20 protein-coding genes are annotated in these 20,037 nt (G+C 71.9%); 4 read left to right on the top strand and 16 right to left on the bottom strand.

Annotated elements, in window-relative coordinates; translation table 11 throughout:
* Positions 1 to 75 precede the first annotated feature (75 nt).
* The 6 genes from BLS99_RS25290 to BLS99_RS25265 all read right to left on the bottom strand — a co-directional run bounded on the left by BLS99_RS25290 (position 76) and on the right by BLS99_RS25265 (position 4,782).
* Positions 76 to 792 carry an ABC transporter ATP-binding protein gene (locus BLS99_RS25290; protein WP_091054515.1) on the bottom strand — a complete coding sequence of 239 codons (717 nt, stop codon included), beginning with the start codon at positions 790 to 792 and terminating at the stop codon, positions 76 to 78.
* Positions 789 to 1,565, bottom strand: coding sequence for an ABC transporter ATP-binding protein (locus BLS99_RS25285; protein ID WP_091054514.1), 777 nt, complete (start codon positions 1,563 to 1,565; stop codon positions 789 to 791). The genes BLS99_RS25290 and BLS99_RS25285 overlap by 4 nt, the downstream gene beginning before the upstream one ends.
* Before the next feature lie 178 nt (positions 1,566 to 1,743).
* Positions 1,744 to 2,475: a glucose 1-dehydrogenase gene (locus BLS99_RS25280; RefSeq protein ID WP_091054513.1), complete on the bottom strand. Its 732-nt coding sequence runs from the start codon at positions 2,473 to 2,475 to the stop codon at positions 1,744 to 1,746.
* Positions 2,472 to 3,452 carry an NADPH:quinone oxidoreductase family protein gene (locus tag BLS99_RS25275; protein ID WP_245712412.1) on the bottom strand — a complete coding sequence of 327 codons (981 nt, stop codon included), beginning with the start codon at positions 3,450 to 3,452 and terminating at the stop codon, positions 2,472 to 2,474. Before BLS99_RS25275 ends, BLS99_RS25280 begins: the two co-directional genes overlap by 4 nt.
* Positions 3,445 to 4,029 carry a TetR/AcrR family transcriptional regulator gene (locus BLS99_RS25270; RefSeq protein ID WP_091054512.1) on the bottom strand — a complete coding sequence of 195 codons (585 nt, stop codon included), beginning with the start codon at positions 4,027 to 4,029 and terminating at the stop codon, positions 3,445 to 3,447. The genes BLS99_RS25275 and BLS99_RS25270 overlap by 8 nt, the downstream gene beginning before the upstream one ends.
* A gap of 12 nt (positions 4,030 to 4,041) precedes the next feature.
* Positions 4,042 to 4,782 (bottom strand): SDR family oxidoreductase, encoded by a 741-nt coding sequence (locus tag BLS99_RS25265; protein ID WP_091054511.1) that lies wholly within the window; start codon positions 4,780 to 4,782, stop codon positions 4,042 to 4,044.
* A 147-nt stretch (positions 4,783 to 4,929) separates the two neighbouring features.
* Here BLS99_RS25265 and BLS99_RS25260 point away from each other — a divergent pair, with 147 nt between their 5' ends.
* Positions 4,930 to 5,592 (top strand): NUDIX domain-containing protein, encoded by a 663-nt coding sequence (locus BLS99_RS25260; protein ID WP_091054510.1) that lies wholly within the window; start codon positions 4,930 to 4,932, stop codon positions 5,590 to 5,592.
* Between the two features lie 33 nt (positions 5,593 to 5,625).
* Here BLS99_RS25260 and BLS99_RS25255 read toward each other — a convergent pair whose 3' ends face one another.
* The 7 genes from BLS99_RS25255 to BLS99_RS25230 form a co-directional block, all read right to left on the bottom strand.
* Complete coding sequence (locus BLS99_RS25255) at positions 5,626 to 6,840, bottom strand: ROK family transcriptional regulator (RefSeq protein ID WP_218126862.1); 1,215 nt, start codon at positions 6,838 to 6,840, stop codon at positions 5,626 to 5,628.
* Positions 6,837 to 7,727, bottom strand: a complete 891-nt coding sequence (locus BLS99_RS26705) for a DUF6807 domain-containing protein (protein ID WP_218126861.1) — start codon at positions 7,725 to 7,727, stop codon at positions 6,837 to 6,839. The genes BLS99_RS25255 and BLS99_RS26705 overlap by 4 nt, the downstream gene beginning before the upstream one ends.
* A gap of 76 nt (positions 7,728 to 7,803) precedes the next feature.
* Positions 7,804 to 8,691 carry a DUF6807 domain-containing protein gene (locus BLS99_RS25250; protein ID WP_091054508.1) on the bottom strand — a complete coding sequence of 296 codons (888 nt, stop codon included), beginning with the start codon at positions 8,689 to 8,691 and terminating at the stop codon, positions 7,804 to 7,806.
* Positions 8,684 to 10,519: a glycoside hydrolase family 43 protein gene (locus BLS99_RS25245; RefSeq protein ID WP_091054529.1), complete on the bottom strand. Its 1,836-nt coding sequence runs from the start codon at positions 10,517 to 10,519 to the stop codon at positions 8,684 to 8,686. The genes BLS99_RS25250 and BLS99_RS25245 overlap by 8 nt, the downstream gene beginning before the upstream one ends.
* Positions 10,520 to 10,565: 46 nt before the next feature.
* Entirely contained in the window at positions 10,566 to 11,462 is an 897-nt protein-coding gene (locus BLS99_RS25240) for a carbohydrate ABC transporter permease (protein WP_091054507.1), read from the bottom strand.
* 10 nt (positions 11,463 to 11,472) lie between these two features.
* Entirely contained in the window at positions 11,473 to 12,411 is a 939-nt protein-coding gene (locus BLS99_RS25235; protein WP_091054528.1) for a carbohydrate ABC transporter permease, read from the bottom strand.
* A gap of 17 nt (positions 12,412 to 12,428) precedes the next feature.
* On the bottom strand, positions 12,429 to 13,766 hold the full coding sequence (locus tag BLS99_RS25230) for an ABC transporter substrate-binding protein (RefSeq protein WP_218126858.1): 1,338 nt from the start codon (positions 13,764 to 13,766) through the stop codon (positions 12,429 to 12,431).
* A gap of 204 nt (positions 13,767 to 13,970) precedes the next feature.
* Here BLS99_RS25230 and BLS99_RS26465 point away from each other — a divergent pair, with 204 nt between their 5' ends.
* A complete protein-coding gene (locus BLS99_RS26465; protein ID WP_176953534.1) occupies positions 13,971 to 14,129 on the top strand; it encodes a hypothetical protein in 159 nt (52 codons plus the stop codon).
* Positions 14,130 to 14,205: 76 nt separating this feature from the next.
* On the opposite strand, the gene BLS99_RS25225 is transcribed toward BLS99_RS26465, so the two are convergent.
* Positions 14,206 to 16,776: a GNAT family N-acetyltransferase gene (locus tag BLS99_RS25225; RefSeq protein WP_091054505.1), complete on the bottom strand. Its 2,571-nt coding sequence runs from the start codon at positions 16,774 to 16,776 to the stop codon at positions 14,206 to 14,208.
* A 61-nt stretch (positions 16,777 to 16,837) separates the two neighbouring features.
* Between BLS99_RS25225 and BLS99_RS25220 the strand changes: the two genes are divergently transcribed.
* Both BLS99_RS25220 and BLS99_RS25215 read left to right on the top strand, forming a co-directional pair.
* Positions 16,838 to 17,542, top strand: coding sequence for a siderophore-interacting protein (locus BLS99_RS25220; protein ID WP_091054504.1), 705 nt, complete (start codon positions 16,838 to 16,840; stop codon positions 17,540 to 17,542).
* Positions 17,543 to 17,582: 40 nt separating this feature from the next.
* A complete protein-coding gene (locus BLS99_RS25215; RefSeq protein ID WP_091054503.1) occupies positions 17,583 to 18,356 on the top strand; it encodes a TIGR02569 family protein in 774 nt (257 codons plus the stop codon).
* On the opposite strand, the gene BLS99_RS25210 is transcribed toward BLS99_RS25215, so the two are convergent.
* Together BLS99_RS25210 and BLS99_RS25205 are read right to left on the bottom strand one after the other, a co-directional pair.
* Positions 18,317 to 19,135: a hypothetical protein gene (locus BLS99_RS25210; protein ID WP_091054502.1), complete on the bottom strand. Its 819-nt coding sequence runs from the start codon at positions 19,133 to 19,135 to the stop codon at positions 18,317 to 18,319. The two genes, BLS99_RS25215 and BLS99_RS25210, sit on opposite strands and share 40 nt — an antisense overlap.
* A complete protein-coding gene (locus tag BLS99_RS25205; protein ID WP_091054501.1) occupies positions 19,135 to 19,851 on the bottom strand; it encodes a hypothetical protein in 717 nt (238 codons plus the stop codon). Before BLS99_RS25205 ends, BLS99_RS25210 begins: the two co-directional genes overlap by 1 nt.
* Positions 19,852 to 20,037 lie beyond the last annotated feature (186 nt).

The following is a 20,037-nucleotide window of genomic DNA, read 5'->3' as shown; positions in this document are numbered from 1 at the left end:
ACGCGGGCCGGCGGTCCACTGGCACCGCCGCTGCGCGACGCATGCCCGTTGCCGGGCGGGTGTGCTGTCGAATCATCAGAACCCCAGGTAGGCGTGGCGAAGGGCGGGGTCGGCGGCGAGGTCGGCGGCGGGGCGGTCGGCGGCGACCGCGCCGAGCGAGAGCACGACGCCGCGGCTCGCCACCGACAGGGCGCCGGTGACGTTCTGCTCGGCGAGGAGCACCGTCAGGCCCGTGCGTGCGGCGGTCTCGCGGAGCACCCCGAGGAGCTGCGCGGTCGCCTTGGGCGCCAGGCCCAGTGACGGCTCGTCCAGGAGCACCACCGCCGGGCGGGCGAGGAGCGCGCGGGCCAGCGCGAGCATCTGCCGCTCCCCGCCCGAGAGGGTGTGCCCGGCGGCGCGGCGGCGCCGGTCGAGCGCGGGGAAGAGCGCGTACATCTCCTCGACGGCGGCCTTGCGGGCCTTGGGCCGGTGCCGCCACAGCCCGCCGAGGCGCAGGTTCTCGTCCACGGTGAGCTCCACGACCACGCTGCGCCCCTCGGGGACCAGAGACAGGCCGGCGCGGACGCGGTCCTCGGCCGACAGGCGCGCGAGGTCGCGGCCGCCCAGCAGGATCCGGCCGGCGCGGGCCGGCTGGAGCCCGGCGAGGGCCCGCAGCACGGTGGTCTTCCCGGCGCCGTTGGCGCCCAGCAGGGCGACGACCGCGCCTTCGGCGAGGTCGAGGCCGAGCCCGTCGACGACCGGCGCGCCGTCGCCGTAGCCGACCGTCAGGTCCTGGAATGCGAAGGCGCTCATGCGATCCCACCCGCCTCGGCGGCCCCGTCGCGGGCGGTGCCCGTCGCGCCGACCGCCTCGAGTCCGAGGTAGGCGGCCTCCACGGCCGGGTCGGCCTGCACCGCTTCGGGGGTGCCGGCGGCGATGACCTCGCCGAAGTCGAGGACGACGATCCGGTCGGCGACCTCCATGACGAAGTCCACGTGGTGCTCGACCAGCAGCACGGCGCGGCCGTCGGCGGCGATGCGGCGCACGGTGTCGGCGAGGGCGTCGATGTCGGCGCCGCCGAGGCCCCCGGCGGGCTCGTCGAGGAGCAGCAGCCGCGGGTCGGTCGCGAGGGCGCGGGCGAGGGCCACGCGCTTGCGTTCGGGGTACGGGAGGGTCCCGGCGGGCCGCGCGGCGAAGTGCGCGAGGCCGAGGTCGTCGAGTGTCCTGTGCGCCTTCGCGATCGCGTCGGGGTCGCGGAGGCTGGTGAGGGGGACGAGGACGTTCTCCAGGACCGTCAGGTGCTCGAAGAGCCCGAGGCCCTGGAGGGTCCGGGCGACGCCGGCCTTGAGGAGGCCGGTGGTCCGGGCGGGGGCCGGGCGCCCGGCGATGCGGACGGTGCCCTTGCGGGGCTTGACGAGTCCGCAGACGGCGTTGAAGACCGTGGTCTTGCCGGCGCCGTTGGGGCCGATGAGGGCGACGGTCTCGCCGTCGGCCACGTCGAAGGAGACGCCGCCGAGGGCGGTGAGGCCGCCGAAGGCGACTTCGAGTCCGCCGACCGAGAGTCGGGGCGGGAGAGGGGTGTTCATCGTGTACTCGCACCTCTTCGTGTCGGAGTAGTGCCACCATACCCTAGATACCGACCGGACGGTATGTAGTGAGGACAGTGAATCCGTATCGATATCTTGCGGCTGTCGGGGCAGGTCGGACGGGGTGGGTCGAACCGGGCGGATCGGTTGGGGCAGAGGACTGAAGCAGACCGGCGGGTCAGGTGTGGGGGATGCCGGCGGTCATGCCGCCGTCGACCACGATCTCGGCGCCGGTGACGTACGCCGAGGCGTCGCCCGCGAGGAACACGACGGCCCCGGCGAGGTCGCCGGGCGCACCGGGGCGGCCGAGCGGGATCTGGAGCCGGGCGGGGTCGATGCGGGTGGTCATCCCGGTCCGGACGAAGCCCGGATGGACCGAGTTGACGCGGACGCCGTCGGGGCCCAGCTCGACGGCGAGGGACTTGGTGAGGCCCCGCACGCCGAACTTCGAGGCGGTGTAGCCGTGCAGCCGTTCGGAACCGCGCAGTCCTTCCACTGAGGACACGTTCACGATCGAGCCGCGCCCGGCGGCCTTCATCGCCGGGACCACCGCGCGGCAGCCGAGGAAGGTCCCGGTGAGGTTCACCGCGATCACGGCGTTCCACTTCGCGAGCGTGAAGTGCTCGATGGGGGCGGCGTTCGCGATCCCGGCGTTGTTGACCAGGACGTCGACCGCGCCGAACGCGTCGAGTGTCGCCGCCACCGCGGCGTCCCAGGCGGCCTCGTCGGACACGTCGAGTTCGCAGAAGCGCGATCCCTCCAGCTCGTCCGCCAGCGCCTTCCCTTCGCCGGCGAGGACATCGGCGATGACGACGCGGGCGCCCTCGGCGTGCAGGGCCCGCACGTAGACCTCGCCGATGCCGCGCGCGCCGCCGGTGACGATGGCGGTGCGCCCGGCCAGGCCGTTCACTCCCCCACCGCCACGACCAGGCGCCCGGTGGTGGTGCCGTCGGCGAGCCGCTGCACCGCGTCCGCGGCCCCGTCGAACGGCACGGTCTCGGCGACCACGGGCCGCACCGCGCCCTCGGCGGCGAGGCGGGTCAGGGCCGCGTGCGCCTCGGCCACGAGTTCGGGCCGCTTGCGCTGGTACAGGGCCCAGTGGAGGCCGAGCACGCTGTAGTTCTTGACGAGGGCGTGGTCGGCGCGCACGGGCGGGACCTCGCCGGAGGCGAAGCCGACCACCACGATCCGGCCCTCGAAGTTGACCACCTTGGTCGCTCCGGCGAACGCCTTGCCGCCCACCGGGTCGAACACGACGTCCGCCCCGCCGGCGGCCTTGACGGCGCCGATCCAGTCGTCGCCGCGCAGCAGCACCCGCGAGGCGCCGGCGTCCTTGGCGACCCGGGTCTTCGCCTCGCTGCCGACGATGCCGACCACGGTGGCGCCCGCGGCGGCCCCGAGCTGGCACGCGGCCGTGCCGACCCCGCCCGCGGCGGCGTGGACCAGCAGCGTCTCTCCACTCTGGAGCGCCGCGCGCTGGTGGAGCCCGAACCACGCGGTCTGGTAGGCGATGAGGAACGCCGCGGCGGCCGCGTCGTCCAGCGATTCAGGGGCGTCGTGCACCGACCAGGCGGGGACCACCGCGTACTCGGCCATGACCCCGATCGAGGTCGCGACCACGCGCTGCCCCACGGCGACCGAGGTGACGCCCGAGCCGACCGCGGCCACCTCGCCGCACAGCTCGATCCCGGGCGTGAACGGCAGCGGCGGCCGCTCCTGGTACATGCCGCGGGCGAGCAGCACGTCGGGGAAGTTCACCGCGACCGCGCGGTTGCGGACCAGGACCTCCCCGGGGCCGGGCGCGGGGACCGGGACCTCCGCCACGGCCATCACTTCGGCGGGCTCGCCGTTGGTCTCGATGCGCCACGCGCGCATGGTGTCAGCCATCGGCCCTCCGCAGGCTCCGCAGGAACAGCTCGGTGATCTGGGCGGCCAGCTCGGCCTCGTTCTCGGGGCCCTCGTGGGAGTACCAGTGGGGCAGGTAGTGGATGTCGGAGAAGAAGTGCGCGATGAGGACCGAGACCGGCACGTCGTCGCGGAACCGCTTCTCCTCCTGGCCGCGCACGATGAGCTCGGCGAACTTGTCGTGGTACTCGCGGCGGCGCCGCTTGACCTCGTTCTGCCGCTCGGGGGTGAGCATGTGCTGGCTGCGGAAGAACACCGTGCCCTCGGGCAGGAAGTCGATCGAGGTGACCACCACGTCTTCGCACACCGCCCGCAGGACCTCCTCGGTCTCGCCGCCCGCGGCGGTGATCTCGTCGAGGCGCCGCTTCTGGAGCGAGAGCATCCGCTCGTAGATCGCGAAGAGCAGGTCGTCCTTCGACGTGAAGTAGTGGTACATCGCGCCCTTGGTGACGCCGGCGGCCTGCACGATCTGCTGGACGCTGGTGTTGGCGTAGCCCTGCTGGGCGAACAGTTCGAGGGCGGCGCGCAGCACCTCGTCGGCGACGTTCTTGGTCTTCATGGCTCCCATCCTTCACCAGGAGCGGCGGGCACCGGCGCCGCCGTCGACGAGGAGGGTCTGCCCGGTGACCCAGGCGGCGTCCTCCGAGAGCAGGAACGCGGCCGGCCCGGCCACGTCCTCGGGCGTCCCGAGCCGCGCGAGCGGGTACGCGGCGGCGGCCTGCTCCTCGCGGCCCTCGTAGAGCGCCTTCGAGAAGCGGGACTTGACGACCGCGGGGGCGAGCGCGTTGACGCGGACCGCGGGCGCGAGTTCCTCCGCGAGCTGCTCGGTCAGGTTGATGAGCGCGGCCTTGGAGACCCCGTAGAACGCGATGCCGGGACTGGAGGCGGTGCCCGCGATCGAGGCCATGTTCACCACGGACCGCAGGCGGCCCGTCGCGGCGGCCACGCGGGTCCAGCCCAGCGCGCCGATCACGTTGACCTCCAGGATCTTCCGGGCCGCGTCGAGGTCGATCGCGGCGAGGGGCCCGTAGGCGGGGTTGATCCCGGCGTTGTTGACGAGGTGGTCGAGGCCGCCGAAGCGCTCGACCGCGTGGACGACGGCCGCGGCCTGGTGCGCGGTGTCGTCGGCCTTCCCGGCGACGCCCGCGGCGCGCTCCTCGCCGAGTTCGGCGACGGCGGCCTCCAGGGCCGCCTCATCGCGGCCGGTGACGACCACCGACGCGCCTTCGCTGACGAGGCGCCGGGCCACGGCGAAGCCGATGCCCCTGCTCGCGCCGGTGATCAGGGCGACCCTGCCCTCGAACCTCTGCATGCACGACTCCAAACCGTCTGGTCGGTATGTAGCGGACCCTACCATGACGCGCGCAACCAGTAAACGCTCGCAGCCGTGCCTTCCACGGCATCGCAGCGTATCATCAAAATCGAACACATTCACACAGAATCGAAAAGAGGCGCGAGCATGACCGCAGGGATCGACACCCCGGACCGGCGCGGCCGCACCGGGCTCGACCGGCAGGGCCGCGACCTGGCCGGCAACCCGGGCGTGCGCATCGTCGACGTCGAACTGCTCTCCAGCGACTGGTACGTCCTGCGCAAGACCACCTACGACTACCGGCACCAGGACGGGCACTGGACCCGCGAGCAGCGCGAGACCTACGACCGCGGCGACGGCGCGGCCGTCCTCCTCTACGACGCCGACCGCGCCACCGTCGTCCTCACGCAGCAGTTCCGGTTGCCCGCGTATGTGAACGAGCACCCCGACGGGATGCTCCTGGAGGTCCCGGCCGGGCTCCTCGACGGCGACGCGCCCGAGGAGGCCATCCGCCGCGAGGCCGCCGAGGAGACCGGCCTCGACATCGGCGAGCCGCACCTGGTCTTCGCGCCGTACATGAGCCCCGGGTCGGTCACCGAGCGCCTGCACTGCTTCGCCGCGCCCTACGACGGGTCCGCCGCACTCGCCGCCCGCGCGGGCGTCGCCGAGGAGGGCGAGGACATCACCGTCGTGGAACTCCCCTTCGCCGACGCCCTCGCGATGGTCCGCACCGGCCGCATCGCCGACGCCAAGACCGTGATGCTCCTCCAGTGGGCCGCACTGGAAGGCCCGTTCAAGGGCACGGCCTGACCCCGGACCATCCTCCGCCGCGGGTCGGCGCCGTCAGCGGTTCGCGGCGATCCAGGCGGCCGGGTCGGCGCTGATGCGGTCGACAACGGCGAGGGCCGCGCCGATCGCGGCCGCGTCGGGCCCGATCGTCGCCGGGCGCACCGTGACCGGGGCCCAGTCCGCGAACAGGACCCGCTGCTCCAGCTCGGCCCGCACGCCCGCGGCGAGCCACGAGTCCATGAGCGCGAAGCTGCCGCCGAGGAAGACCGTGTCGACCCCGAGGAGGTTGCACACGTTCGCGAGTGCGACGCCGAGCGCGCTCGCGGCGGCGTCGAGGGCCGCCAGGGTCTCGGGCCGGCCGGCGTCGGCGCGGCCGAGGATCACCGACTCCGGGCTCGCGCCGGGCGGCACGGCCTCGCCGCCGAGGAGCGCGGGCAGGCTCGCGTACGTCTGGAGGCACCCGCGCGACCCGCACCGGCACGGCTTGCCCTCGGGGTCGACGGTGACGTGCCCGAGCTGGCCGCCCCAGCCGCGCGCGCCGCGCATGAGCCGGCCGTCCATGACCAGCCCGGCCCCGATGTCGAGACCGCCCGAGACGTAGATGAAATGCGTTGCGGTACGGCCGAAGTGGTTGAGCGAGCGGTCGGCACCGGTCGCGTGGAGTTCGCCGCGGGCGGCGAGGTTCGCCTCCGAGTCGACGGCCGTGGCGAGGCCCAGTCCGGAGAGCGCCGCGTCGAGGAGGCCCCCGGCGTCGACGTCGCGCCAGCCGAGCGCGGGCGCGGTCCGCACGATCCCGCCGTCCACGGGCCCGGGGACGGCGAGGGTCGCGGTGACCACGGTGAGCCCTTCGGCCGCGGCGGCGTCGGCGGCTTCGGAGGCCATGCGGCCCAGGCGTTCGAGGACCGCGGGGGCGTCGGTGTCGGTGAGCGGCGCGAACACGAGGTGCCGGACCTTCCCGGCGAGGTCCACCACGCACGCCGCGAGCCCGTCGGAGCGGATGTCGAGGCCGAGCCCGGCCGGGCCGGATCGCGAGAGCGTCAGGCCCATGCGGGGGCGCCCGGCGCGGCCGTCCAGGGTCGTCCCGGTCTCGGTGACGAGGCGCCCGGCCAGCAGCTCCTCGACGATGCGGGTGATCGTGGGCCGGGTCAGGCCGGTCGCGGCGGCCAGCTCGGTGCGGGAGACGGGGCCTTCGGCGGCCAGGACCTCCCGGAAGACCAGGCCGAGGTTGAGTTCGCGCAGGCGCTCCTGGCGCGCGGGATCGCTGGTCACGGCGCGGACCGGGCCGCGGCGGCCAGGGCGGCGGCCGCGTCGTCGCTGAGGGTTCCGTCTGCCACGACCGTGAGGATATGCCGTGCGACGGCGCCGCCCGGCTCCAGCACCAGTGGACGGTCCCAGGTGAGCGAGGAGCCCACGCCGAGGTAGTCGCGGGAGCGCACGAACCAGCGGTCGGCGGCCGTCGTCTCGTCGGCCGCGGTGAACACGACGGTCCACTCCCGGCCCTCGGCGCCGCCGGAGACCGCGACCCACTCCGCGGTGGTGCCGTTGACGGCGCGCTCGCCGGCCCCGGCGGGGCTGAGGACACGCACGCGTTCGGACCTGGAGGGCCCGCGCCAGAAGAACCCGCCGTACCCGGCGCCGACGCGGCCGAGCGCGGCGGGGCTGCGGATCTGGAGCGGGCCTTCGGTGGCGTTGGCGAGCCGGGTCCGCACGGAGAGGGTCCAGGCGTCGCCGGTGAGCGGGCCGCAGGCGATCGAGCGGCGCTCGTTGAGCAGCGCCGCGCCGTCCCGGTCGACCCAGTTGAGGGTGTGCGCCAGCGCGGAGTCGGTGTGCCGCAGCCATCTGCGGTGCCGCTGGGCGCCGTGGTCGTCGAGCCAGGCGGGCCCGTGGCCGGGCACGAACGTGCGGCCGCCCCAGAAGTTGCGGCCGCCGATGTCGGGCGCGGCGATGCTGATGCCGAGCTGGTGGGTGTGCGAGTGCGGGCGCGCGTCGGTGACGAGCGTGCCGGCGAGGGTGCGCACGGGGTGGAGGAACGGGCGGGGCGCGGTGGAGGCGGGCAGGCGCGAGCGCCACACGTAGCTGGCGACCTCGCGGCCGTCCACCTGCAGGAGCAGCGCCTCGGGCCGTTCGGCGACGGTGGCGGTGCCGGAGTGCTCCATGGCGCCTCCCGGTAGCAGTGCCGGTCCCGGTGTCGAACGCGCGGCACCGGATCGAAGATCACCTATCCTATAGGATCTACGATCCATGGTCGCGCTCCGAGGCGGCCGACGTCACCGACGCCGCCATGCGCTCGGCTTCGGCGGGATTGAGCGCGCCGTCCGCGACGACCGTGACGATCCGGCGCCGCGGCCCCTCCCCCGGCGCGGCGGTGAACCCCTCCGACCACGCGAGCGACGCGCCGACGCCCACGTAGTCGTCGCCGCGCACGAACCACGGGTCGCCTTGGGCCGCGATGTCGATGAACACGAGCGTCCACGGGTCGGGGCCGCCGGCGCTCAAGGCGACCCAGCGGTCCCGCGATCCGTGCAGGCGGGCCGCGCCCTCGGCGCCGGGCCCGATGATGCGCACGCTGCGCAGGCCCCGGCGGGCCCGCCAGAAGAACCCGCCGTACCCGGCCCCGATGCGGCCCTTGGCACCCGGGCTGGAGAACTCCAGCGGTCCGGTCTTGGCGCTGTGGAGTGCGAACCGGAAGTCGAGGGCCCAGGCCCGGTCGTCCACGGGCCGGGCGGCGATCCGGCGGCGCTCGCGCAGGACCACTTCGCCGTCGGGGCCGACCCAGTGGAGCTCTTGCGCCAGGACCGCGTCGGTGCGCGCCTCCCAGCGGTGGTGGCGCTGCACGCCGTGGTTGGGGAGCGGCACGGATCCCTTGCCGCGCACGTAGGTCCGTCCGCCCCAGAAGTTGACGCCCCCGACGTCGGGCACGGCGAGGCTCGCCCCGAGGTGGTGCAGGTGGTCGGGCGGCATGGCCTCGGTGACCTCGGTCCCGGCGAGGGTGCGGACGGGGTGGAGGTAGGGGCGCGGGGACAGCAGGCTCGGCAGGTGGGGCCGCCACACGTACTCGGCGACGATCCGGCCGCCGAGGCTCAAGGGGTGCGTCTGGACGAGGGTGAGCTGCTCATCCATGGTCACCCGACCGCGCCTCGACGACGAACGGGCCGAAGGTCGCCGAGCCCGCGGACTCGGTCGAGTCGGAGGCATCGGAGTCGTGGGCGGCATTGCCGCTCGCGGCAGCCGAGCCGGAGATCCCGGCGGCGGCACCGGGCCCGGGAGCTTTCGCACCGTGAGCGGCGGTGCCGCTCGCGAACAGCCCGAGCGCGGCTCCGACCCAACGCCCTTCCGTGGCCTGGAACGGCTCACCGATCGGGACTGCACCGGTAGGGAGGTTGGGATTCGAACCCACACTGTACGGGTTTTGAAGTCGTCTTCTCGTGCTGACGGAGTCGCCGGGGTTCCGAGTGACGAAGAAGCGGCACAGCCCGCCGGGCTCGACTTCCACCGCCACGGTCACCGCGCCCGCGACCTCGACTGGCGGTGCCGCATCGATCTCGACGCCGTCCTGTGCGGTCCGGTACACCAGAACCGTGCCGTTCTCGGTGCGCTCCAGACCGATCCACGCGTACGTGTCGCCCACTACCGCGAGCCCGGCGCGGTCGCCGGGCTCGGCGCCGTCGAGCGTCACCGTGACTTCGGCCCGCAGGTCGTCCGAAGGCAGCAGCTGCCCGAGCAGGTTCGGCAGGTACCGCAGGTCCTGCGGCCCGGGCACGCAGTTGAGCCGCAGCCCGGCGGCGGGAGCCGCGTCGGCGCTCGCTCCCGCTCCCGCTTCGGCGTTCGCGTTCGCGTTCGCGTTCGCGTTCGCGTTCGCGTTCGCGTTCGCGTTCGCGCCGAGAGTGTCCCCGCCTCCACCGGCACCCGTACCGGCCGCTCTGTTGCCGCCGACCCACCCCGCCTCCGGGTTCGCCTGCCAGCTCCACTGGAGCCCGATCCCGTCCGCGAAGTCGTCCCCAGCGGCCGGCACCGCCACCGCCTCGCCCTGGATCGGCTTCTCGTGCACCAGCACCGGCTCCCCGCCGTTCCCGATGACCGGCCAGCCGTCATCCCCCCAGCGCATCGGCTGGAGATGGACCACCCGCCCCAGGAAGCTTTTGTCCTGGAAGTGCAGGAACCAGTCCGCGCCGTCCGGGGTGTCGACCCACGCCCCCTGGTGCGGCCCGTTCACCGGCGTCGAGCCCTGCTCCAGCACGATCCGGTCCTCGTAGGGCCCGAACGGGTCCCGCGACCGGAACGCCGACTGCCAGCCCTGCGCGACCCCGCCCGCGGGCGCGAAGATCCAGTACCAGCCGTCGCGCTCGTAGAACTTCGGCCCTTCGAGCGTCCGGTACCCCTCAAGCTCGTCGCCGTCGATCACGACGGCGCCCTCGTCCAGCAGCGAGGTCGCGTCGGCGCTCATGCGGTGCACCGTCAACCGGTTGTTGATCCCCGACCGGCTCTTGGCCCACCCGTGCACCAGGTACGCCTCGACCCCGTCCCCTCCCTCGACCCACAGCGGGCACGGGTCGATGAGTCCCCTGCCGCCCTTGAGGAGCCGCGGCTCGGTCCACTTCCCCGCCGGGTCCTCGGCGCTCGTCGTGAACAGGCCGCGATCCGGGTCCGGGTACACGATCCAGAAGCGCCCCGCGTGGTGGCGCAGGGCCGGCGCCCACACGCCGCCGCCGCGCTGCGGGGTCCGGAAGTCGTCCTCCGGCACCAGCCGCTCCAGCGCGTGCCCGATCAGCGTCCAGTTCACGAGGTCCCGGCTGTGCAGGACCGGCAGCCCCGGCACCCGGTGGAAGCTCGACGCGGTCAGGTAGAAGTCGTCCCCGATCCGGACCGCGTCCGGGTCGGACCAGTCCGCGTTGAGGACCGGGTTGCGGTACGTGCCGTCGCCGAGATCGGCGGTCCATATCGGATTCACGCCTCCGCGGGTGTCGGCGTGGAGCGGATTCACCACAGCGTTCCCTCTATTTGAGCCCGGTCGTGGCGATGCCCTTGACCAGGTATTTCTGTCCGGCGATGAAGAACCCGATGATCGGCGCGAGCGAGAGCACCGACATCGCGAACATCTGCCCCCACTGCGACTGCCCCTCCGAGTCCACGAACTGCCGCAGCGCCAGCGGCACCGTGTACAGCTCGGGGTCGGTCAGGTAGAGCAGCGGCCCGAAGAACTCGTTCCACACCGAGATGAACGTGAAGATCGCGGTCGTGGCGAACGCCGGGCGGCACAGCGGCAGGATGATGCTCCAGAACGTGCGGAACGGCCCGCAGCCGTCGATCCGGGCCGCGTCGTCGAGCTCCTGCGGGAGCTGCCGCATGAACTGCACCATCAGGAAGATGTAGAACGCGTTGGTGGCCAGGAAGTTCGGAACCAGCAGCGGGTAGTACGTGTTGAGCCATCCGAGCTTGGCGAACAGGATGTACTGCGGGATGAGCAGCACGTGCCCCGGCAGCATCATCGTCCCGAGCATGAGCGCGAAGAACAGCTTGCGCCCGGTGAAGTGCAGCCGCGCGAACCCGTACGCCGCAAGGGAGCACGAGAACAGGTTCCCGACGATGCTGAGCACCACGATCACGATCGAGTTGGTGAAGTAGACCCCGAAGTCGTACTCCAGGGCCGTCCAGCCGTCGGCGTAGTTCGACGGGCTCCACTCGGCCGGCCACAGCGCCAGGTCCGAGAAGATCAGCCCGTTCGGCTTGAGCGAGCTCGACAGCAGCCACAGCAGCGGGTACATCATGAACAGGCCGATGAGGCACAGCGCCACGTGCCTGGTGAAGCGGCTCCTGCGGCTCGAGCCGAACCGCTCGATGAGCGCGTCGTCGTAGGAGCGCCGCGTCTTCGTCGATTGCAAGGTCGTTGACATCTATGCGGCCTCAGTTGTCGTAGTTGACCCAGTACTTCGCGGAGAAGAACGTCAGGGCGGTGAACGCGGCGATGATGACGAGCAGGGTCCAGGCCATCGCCGAGGCGTATCCCATGTGGAACTGGTTGAAGCCCTGCTGGTACAGGTACAGGTTGTAGAACAATGTGGAGTTCGCCGGACCCCCGCCGCCGTCGTTCATCACGAAGCCCTGCGTGAACGTCTGGAACGAGGCGATGAGCGACTGGATCAGGTTGAAGAAGATGATCGGGCTCAGCAGCGGCAGCGTGATCGAGCGGAACCGGCGCCAGCGCGAGGCCCCGTCGACCGCGGCCGCCTCGTAGTACATGACCGGGATCTGCCGCAGCCCGGCCAGGAAGATCACCATGGGCGAGCCGAAGGTCCACACGTGCAGGATGATGAGCGTCGTCAGCGCGTAGTCGGGGTCGGAGGTCCACGCGATCGCGGGCGCCCCGAACCAGCCGAGGAGGGCGTTCACGATCCCGTCGAGCCCGAAGACGTAGCGCCACAGCAGGACCACCGCGACGCTCGCGCCCAGGAGCGAGGGCAGGTAGAACACGGCCCGGTAGACCGGGAGCGCCCTGATGCCCTTGTTGAGGATCATCGCCACCCCCAGCGCCGCCGCGAGCGACAGCGGCACCGACACGAACGTGTAGACGAACGTGACCTTGAGCGACTTGACCAGGACCGGGTCCCGGAACATGGCCGTGAAGTTCTCCAGCCCAATCCACTTCGGAGGGTTGAGGAGGTTGTAGTCCGTGAACGCCAGGTACAGCGACGCGAAGAACGGCACCACCGTGAACAGCATCCCGATGAACCACGGCAGCAGGAACAGGTAGCCGGCGCGGTCCTTACGCGCCCGCCGGCCCCGGCGACGCCCCGCGGAGAGGCGCTGGTGCTCCGGGGCCGGCGGCACGTCCGCCTCCGGCATGACGGCGGTCTCGGTGCTCACCCTGCGATGGCCCCTTCGGCCTGCTCGATGAACTGCGCGGCGGCGTCGGCCGGGCTGACGCGCCCGAACTCGACCTCGACCGCGAGGGCGTCGAGGAAGTCGAAGACGGCGCTGCCGCCGGGCGGGTACAGGAGCGAGCGGGGCAGGTCCTCGCCTTGGAGCGCGATGAGGAAATCGGTGGCGGCCTGGTCGTCCGGCTCCAGCGAGGGCTTGATCTCCTCGGCCACGTCGGCGTTCGCCGGGACGCCGCGGGTGGTGCCCGTGGCGAGGGACGCCTCCGCGTCGTTGAGCAGGAAGTCGAGGAGCTGCAGGGCCTCCTCGGGGTGCTTCGAGGCCGAGGCGACCGACCACAGGTGCGGGCAGTCGATCGACTGGCCGCGGCGGGCCCCCTGGGTCTCGCCGGGCATGCGCAGCAGCACGAGGGTCCCGCCGCACGCCTCGTTGTAGCCGAGGAAGTTGTTGGTGGGGATGATCTGCGAGGCGATCTTGCCCTGGGCCACATAGGACTGGTCGGCGGAGCCGCCGATGTTCTCGAAGAAGCCCGCGGGCGGGAAGCCGCCTTCGTCCCGCATCCCGTTGACGAGCTCGAACCACGCCTGGACGGTGGCGGCGGTGACGCCGAGCCGGTCGTCCTCAGTGAAGAAGTCCTCGCCCCTCTGGCGGGTGAAGACGAGGATGTTGGCGAGGGTCTGGGCCTCGAAGCCGGTGCCGTAGACCTCGCCGCCGCTGGCGTCGGTGATCGCTTTCGCGAAGGCGGCCAGATCGTCCCAGCCCCAGGTGTCGCCGTCGGGGATCGGGACGCCGTACTGCTCGGCGAAGTCGGTGCGGATCACGAAGCCGACGGTGTTGAGCCCGGCGGGGACGCCGTAGACGCGGTCGCCGACCTCGGCGATGGTCGCGGCGTTGTCGCTGAGCCCGGAGAGGTCGAGGTCGCCGGCGTACTCGTTGAGGTCGAGGAGCGCGTCGCGGTCGGCGTACTCGCGGAGGCTATCCATGCGCATGGCCATGAGGTCCGGCGGGTCGCCCGCGGCGAAGCGGGTGGCGAGCTTGTCCTGGTAGGGGCCGGAGTCCTGGTACTCGACCTCGATCTCGACGCCTTCGTGCCGCTCCTTGAAGAGGTCGAGGGCGGCCTGGGTCTTCTCGGCCCGGGTGGCGTCGCCCCACCAGACCATGTTGAGGGTGACGCCGTCGCCGGAGTCGTCGTCTCCGCCGCCGCCGAAGCCGCGGCCGCAGGCGGCGAGGGCCGGGGCGGCGGCCAGGCCGAGGCCGCCGGCCTTCATGAGGTTGCGGCGGCTGACCGCCCGACGAGGGGTGGGGGGTTGCTCAGTGGTCACGCTTGCGGTCCCTTCACGCGGACGTCCGTGTCCGGCGTATCGATCGGACTCGATGGTTGGGCGCTCAGGTTACGACCCGGCGCGAGGTTATGTCAAGTCATGAAAATAATTGGTCCGAAGTTACGGCAATCCATTGACCATAATCAATCGACCTGCTTAGACTGCTCCCTGACGCCGCCCGCCCCCGAGCCGAAGGAGCCTCGCGTGACCCCTTGGAAGACACCGAAACTCAGCCGCCGCGCCCTGGCCGCGGCAGCCGCGGCGGGCGCTCTCGACTTCTACGACTACCGGCTCGACCCCGCGCGTGCGGTGCCGGGCCTCTTGAGCCGGTTCAGCGGCCCGCAGCGCAATATCGGGACCTGAGCCGCGGTCCCGCTGAGCCGACGGCGGCGGCCCTGGGGTTGGGGCCGCCGCCCTTGCCACCATCAGTCCACTGTGCTTATTTCTTCTCCACGCCGCGACAGGGCGCGTCCTCGCGGCGGATGAACGCCAGCTGCGCCCGCTTCTCCCCCAACTGGATCTCGGGTCCGAGCGTGAACCCGCTGCGTCGCATGCGGATCGCGGCCTGCGCGTTCCTGGCGTCGGGCTCCACGACGATTCGCCGGTGGACCGGGTCGGCGAACAGGTACAGCGCGAGCACCCCCATGAGCTCCCCGGTGAACCCCGGCCGCACCTGCCCGCGCGAGGAGGCGACCAGCAGGTGGGCGCCGATGTCGCCGGGCTCGACCTCGTAGCACTCCCCGACCGGGTCGGCGGCGGGCTCGTAGGTCTGGAACAGCGCGATCGGCTCCCGGTCGCGCAGGACCAGGAACGCGTGATGCGTCTCCAGCGAGTCCAGATACTCGTAGATCTCCAGCACGTACTCCTTCGAATGCCCGGTCATCCCCCAGAACCTGGCGCGCTCCTCGGCGACCCAGCCGTAGATCAGGTCCAGGTCCTCGACCGGCCGGACGGGGACGATGGCGACGCGGCCGAAGCCGTCGACCTCGTGCTCGAAGACGGCGGGGCGGTCGATCATGCGGTACTCCTCCTGCAGCTCTTGCCAATCGGTGACGACGGGTGCGAGTTCGCCCCGCTTCCAGAGCGGGAACTGGTCGCGCTGGTGCGGTCCGGGCTCCCCTGATGCTCCGAAGGGGACGATCCAGCGGCTGCGCTCGCGGTCGGCGAGGTCCCACACCCAGCGGGCGGCGGGCCCGCGCAGGAAGTCCTCGCTCGCGCCGGGCGCGCCGGAGGTGGAGAGCACGCAGTCGGCGTCTCCGGACATCCCGTCGAGCGGGCCCACGGGCTCCTCGCCGGGTGCCGGTTCGTGCCAGGCGGTGAGCCGGTGGACCTCGCCCCAGGTGCGCGTCTCCCCTTGGGCCGCTTCCTCGATCGCGGCGGTCAGCGCGGCGTCGCGTTCGGCGTCGGTGACGAGGCCGCTCGCGAGCACGTGCCGGAGCGCGAAGCCGATGCGCGGCTTGAGCGCGAACCAGGGGGCGAAGAACGCCGGATGCCCGGTCGGGGCGCTGAGCGGCGCGAACACCGGGAGTGCGGCGAGGCCGCGGATGAACGCGCTCCTGACGGCGGCGAAGGCGGCGGCCTCGGTGCTGCCCGCGTCCATGCGCCGGTCCCAGTCGAGGAGGCGCTTGCGCAGCGCCGCGGCTTCGGGACCCAGTTCGAGCGCGGGGAGCGGGTCGAGGACCAGTCCGGCCGTGGGTAGCCGGGTGTCGGTGTGGAGGGAGGCCATGTCCGCTGCGGCCCAACCGGTCCGCTCCTCCAGGAGCGTGCGGATGCGGTCGGCCCGGTCGGTCGAGCAGAACTCGACGCCGAGCGGTGCGGCGACGCCGCGGTCGTTGGCCATGGTGGCGATCCGGTCGACCTGCTTGCGGGGCAGCGGCTTCCAGCCCTTCCAGGCGGAGCGCGCGTCCCAGGCGAAGACCGGGTACTTCAGGTTCTCGGGGTCGCGCTCGGGTACGCGCCCGGCGGCGCGGTGGAGCAGGCCGCCGTGGACGTCGGCGGCCATGACGACGTTGACGGGCAGCACCCAGTCGTCCAGCGCGGCATCGACATCGGCGACGGTGCGGGCGCGCAGGAGCTTCGGCAGGGCGGCGAATCCGAGGTCGGGAAGCGCGTCCACGGGCCCGCGCAGACTCAGGGCGCCGTCCGGCCCGTCGGCGACGATCGGCCCGCGGGCGGTCGCGATGATCTCGACGACCTGCGCCGCTCCCCCGGCCACGTCGAAGTGCTCGGTCCAGGTCGCGACCGGCTCCCAGCCTCCCGGCCCGAACGCCTCGACCGACCCGTCCAGGTTGCGCCGCAACTGCTCCCGGTACAGGTCCTGGGTGTCGGCCATGGCGTTGGTGATCCCCCAGGCGACGTCGCCGGCATGGCCGAAATGCGCGATGCCGGGGACGCCGGGGACGGCCAGCCCGACCACGTCGAACTCGTCGCAGGCGAGGTGGATCTGCTGGTAGGAGCCGGGCAGCTGGATGAACCGGTGCGGGTCGCCCGCGATGATGGCATGGCCGGAATCGGTCAGCTCGCCGGAGACGAGCCAGCCGTTCGAGCCGACGGGCTGCGGTCCGTCCATGGCGAACCCCGCGACGGCGTCCTCGCCCAGGGTCTCGCGGACGAGCTGGCGCCACAGCTTCGCTGGGAAGCCGGACCCGAAGGTCAGGTGCTCGGCGTACCAGACGGCGAGCGGCGTCCACGGTTCCCAAGGGACGACGGGAGATCCGGCGTTGACGCCGTCGACGTACGCGGCGGTCCAGGCGCGGGTGTCCTCGTCCAGCGCGTCGAAGACCTCCCCCGCCTTGGCGACGACTCGGACCTGCCGGGTGAGCCGGTCCCAGTCGACCCATTCGGCGCCGAGCAGTTCGGAGGCGGTCCCGGTGGCGCGGCGGCGCAGGTGTTCGAGCTGCCAGGCCCGGTCCTTTGCGGCGTTGTGCCCTTGGGCGAAGGCCAGCGCGACGATGTCGGAGGCCCTGAGGTGGGGGATGCCCCAGGCGTCCCGATGACAGGAGAAGCTCATAATTAGGTTAGTCTAACCTAACACTAGAATCGCTCAAGCGAACATTTCGAGAGGACCGGACATGGGCCACGGCTGGGAAGGCGCGGTACTGAAGCTGCTGCGCGCCAAGGACTTCAAGTTCACGGTCACCGGCTCGGAGCAGGTGGCGCCGCACTACCGCCGCCTCTCGTTCACCGACGGCGGCCTTCTCGCCGAGGTCGGCGTCCACCCCGCGATGTGGGTCCGCCTCTGGTTCGAGCACGACGGGAGGCCGCACCAGCGCGCGTACACCCTGGTCGACCCCGACCCAGTGACCGGCACCTTCGACCTGGAGTTCGCCCTCCACGACGGCCCCGCGAGCAACTGGTCCGAGCGGGCCCGGCCCGGCGACGCCATCGCTGCCACGGTCTACGGCACCGCCTTCACCGCCCCCGACCCCGCGCCCGAGCGCCTGCTCCTCGTCGGCGACGCCGCCTCGCTCCCCGCGATCAACTCCCTCCTCGACGCCTTCCCCGACACCCCCGCCACGATCTGGTTCGAGACGACCTCCGACGACGACCTGCCGTTCCGCGCCCGCGAGGTCCACGACCTCCACCGCGTCCCCCGCGGCGACGGCACCGCCCTCGAAGCCGCGGTCCGCGCCGACCTGCCCGCGCTCCTCACGCCGTCCACATACCTGTGGATAACCTGCGACGCCCGCACCACCCGCGCCCTGACCGCCCTGGCCCGCAAGGAGCTCGCCGTCCCCAAGGACCGCTTCCATTCGATGGCGTACTGGCGCCCTTAATCGTTTTGACCTGCCCTTCCGGCGCGGCTAGGTTCGCCTGATGCGAACCAGCCCGCCCCGGCACGTCCTCGACGCCTTCGGCGCCGCCGCCGAACCCGAACTCCTCGACGGCGGCCAGGGCCGCACCTGGAGAAGCGGCGGCATCGTCCTGAAGCCGGTCGAGAACAAGGCCGAGGCGCAGTGGCGTGCGGACCTCCTGGCGGCGCTGCCCGAGTCCGCGGAGTTCCGCGTGCCCCGCCCGATCCGCTCCGGCGAGAGCTGGACCGTGGACGGCTGGGAGGCAACAGCACTGATCCCCGGCGCCACGGACCCGAAGCGATGGAACGACGCGATCGAGGTGGGAGCGGCGTTCCACGCCGCCCTCGCCGATCTCCCCCGCCCCGACTTCCTCGACACCAGGGACGACTGGTGGTCAAGGGCCGACAACGACTCCTGGAACCTCGACCTGCGCCCCGACGACCCCCGAATTCAGGAGCTCGCCGAAGCCCGGCTCCCCGTGCATCTCCCCCATCAACTGGTCCACGGCGACCTCCTCGGCAACGTCCTCTACGAGCCCGGCCTCCCACCCGCGATCATCGACTGGCCGCCCTACTGGCGCCCGGCCTCATGGGCGGCGGCCGTCATCGCGATCGACGCCATGTGCTGGAACGGCGCCGACGAATCGGTCCTCGACCAGTGGGCGCACCTCGCAGCCTGGCCCCAGATGACCCTGCGCGCCTTGCTGTACCGCATGATCACCGACCAGCACGCCGGCCGGCACGAGCCCCACCCCGCCTACCTCCCGGTAGTCGAGGCAGTCCTGCGCCGCTGCTGACCGGCGGGAGCCGCCCGGAACTCGATGCGTTCGCCCTTGAAGAGGGCGGAAGGGCTGACCTCGTCCGCCCACTCGATCTCCCGCCACCAGCGCGGATGCTGCCAGGTCTGGGTCAGTTCTCCCATGGGCGCACCGTCCACGAGCACGGTCCAACGCCGGGTGCCGCCCGGCACCGCGGGGAGCACCTGATACCGCAAGGCCGTGCCCAGGACTTCGGCGATGCTGAGCGGTTCTTCCACTCGCACCGCGACCTCGACCCGGTCGGAGTCGTCTTCACGGTCGCTGACATGCCATAGCCGCAGGGAGTCCGATCCGCTGGCGCCGGGGCGGGGCGGCAACGGCTTCGGTGTCCGGTTCTTGAAGAAGAGCGTCCACGGGAGCAACTGGAAGACGGCCCACATCGCGAGGTAGGAGATCGTGCCGGCCCCGAGTCCGTTGCTTCTCACCAAGTCCAGCGACTGCATGGTGGCGAGGAGGCAGACGAGTGGTTGGAGCACCACGATGACCTCGAAGCTCGGCTCGATGCCGGGCCATCGCCTTCCAGAGCCCGCTGTCTCGGAAAGGCCATCGGCCAACCTTTTCCGGGAGACGAAGGCGAGGAAGAGCGCAGCCACTTCGAGGTAGATCAAGCCCCTCGACCACCAGCGCATCATCTCCGATCCGCTGTCGTCGAGCCAGACGATGAGCAGGAGGTTCGGGTACATGGCGACGACGACCGCCGAACTCCACAGGCAGAGCGGCCCGAAGCGGCGCAGTCCTGTACCCACCATGCCGTCCATCAGCAGACCTGTCCTTTCGAGATGGTCAGTTGCGATTCGATCCATCCGGGAGTCCCGTCGACGGACACGACCGACAAGGCCACAGGGCAGGACCGGGCGAGTTCCACATCGAACCCGCCGATCACCGTTCCGGGCGACCGCACCGCAGAGTCGACCCAATCGGCACTGACCGCAGGGATGTCGATCTCCGCGGCGGACAGGCACATCTGGAAGTAGAAGACCACGAAGTCGGGATCACCGGTTCCGCTGGTGTGGCAGGTGAACCAGGAGATCGCCGTGCCCTCGAACCCGATGGCGGCGGTGAGCCGGACCTCATCGCGCTCGGCCCGCCCTTCGATGTAGCCGCTGAACTCGTCGTCGAAGATCAGCAGGTCGCTCGGCCGGTCGACGAGAAGTGTGTCGCCGCTCGACCACGCCAAGCCCAGCGAATCGAGTCGGGCCTGGAAGGATTCGACGGTCGCATCGGTGGGCAGCTCGCCCTCGAGTGCGGGGCGGACGATGTCCCCGACGGTCAGCGGGCGGTTCAGCACGTGCTGCTCGTGCAGCCGCAGACCGGCTCCCGTCAGGAGGAAGGCGAGCGACGCGGCGGCGAAGACCGCCACGGGCACGCTGCGCGGCACCGAGTCCGCGAACTTGAAGCGGACGAACACCGCACCGATCGCTATCACGAAGAGGGCGATCCCGATGTAGGGCGCGAATTCGCGAAGTGTCGTCACGCTTCCGCCGCTTTGCGGGCAGGCGACGGGAATATGGGCTTGTGCATGGGCGGCAGGGGCTTTCAGTTTTGGGTAGAGGGGACTCGCCTGATTCTAGGCGCCGCCGCCCTGATGTGCGGTCCCGCCGATCGGCTGCACCACCGGATCGGCCGATGTGCGGCTACTCGGTGAAGTCGAATTCGCCGT

This window comes from Glycomyces sambucus (assembly GCF_900102815.1).
GTDB lineage: Bacteria > Actinomycetota > Actinomycetes > Mycobacteriales > Micromonosporaceae > Glycomyces > Glycomyces sambucus.
The sequence above is the reverse complement of the archived record's forward strand: the minus strand, read 5'-3'. Positions and strand labels throughout refer to the sequence as shown.